2 protein-coding genes are annotated in these 1018 nt (G+C 56.6%); one reads left to right on the forward strand and one right to left on the reverse strand.

The annotated features are described in order from the left end of the window. The coding region (locus AC097P_RS25135; RefSeq protein ID WP_479613130.1) for a type IV pilin protein at positions 1–309 on the forward strand (309 nt) is incomplete at its 5' end. A gap of 37 nt (positions 310–346) precedes the next feature. Here AC097P_RS25135 and nrdR read toward each other — a convergent pair. Beyond that, positions 347–796: a transcriptional regulator NrdR gene (gene nrdR / locus AC097P_RS25140; protein ID WP_479613131.1), complete on the reverse strand. Its 450-nt coding sequence runs from the start codon at positions 794–796 to the stop codon at positions 347–349. Between the last annotated feature and the right edge of the window lie 222 nt (positions 797–1018).

The raw sequence follows: 1018 nt of genomic DNA on the forward strand, positions 1-1018 counted from the left end.
CAACGCGGTGACCGAGCGGCTGCAAGGGCAGGTTTGTTGGAAGCGCAGCAGTTTATGGAGCGCTACTATTCGGTCAACAACAAATTCGATTCGGCTGCCTTGCCTGCCCGCTTGGCGAGTGTGCCCAACGGCGCTCCAAAGTACTCCATTGCCGTGGGTAACCTTGCCGCCACCACATTCACGTTGACGGCCACACCAATTGGAACCGTTGCAAAGTGTGGCAATTTGACGTTGACACATACAGGAGTAAAAGGCGTCAGTGTTCCGACCAGCCCAACGGCGTCGGACATTGCGACCTGCTGGCGCTAGAGAGCGCTAGTCGGCGGTAGTGTTGCGCAGCGGTGCCCTACCGCCGCACCTCATCCACCAGCGTCTTAAATTCGTCAATATCCTCAAAACTGCGGTACACGCTGGCAAACCTTACATAAGCCACTTTGTCCAGCTTCTTCAGCTCACGCATCACCAGTTCCCCAATGCGGCCGGACTGCACCTCGCGCAGGCCCAGGTTCAGCAACTTTTCTTCAATGCGCTCAATGGCGCTGTCAATCTGCTCGGTGCTGACCGGGCGTTTGCGCAGTGCAAGATTGAATGACGCCAGCAGCTTGGCGCGTTCGTACTCGATACGTCTCCCATCTTTTTTGACAATGGCAGGGTAGTTAACGTCGGGGCGTTCGTAGGTGGTGAAGCGCTTTTCACACGACCCACACTGGCGGCGGCGGCGGATGAAATCTCCGTCCTCAGAAATCCGGGTCTCCACAACCTGGGTTTCGGAGTGGCTGCAAAACGGGCATTTCATAGGGATTTGGCCAATGCTCTTAAGCAAAATTGGCCTCTAGCCCCCGTGAAATAAGCGCAGATTGCTATCAAGTTTATAGTAACTGCGTTTTGCATGGTGCTTAGCCGTAGACCGGGAAGCGCGCGGTCAAGGCATGCACCTTGGCCCGCACGGCGTCGATATTGGCCGCATCGCCCGGATTGTCCAGCACATCGGCGATCAGGTGGGCGGTGGCCCGTACTT

The organism is Rhodoferax sp. ZS1R8 (assembly GCF_056521325.1).

Coding starts and splice junctions, on each gene's coding strand:
- nrdR (WP_479613131.1), bottom strand. CDS start 796: ATGAAATGCCCGTTTTGCAGCCACTCCGAAACCCAGGTTGTGGAGACC.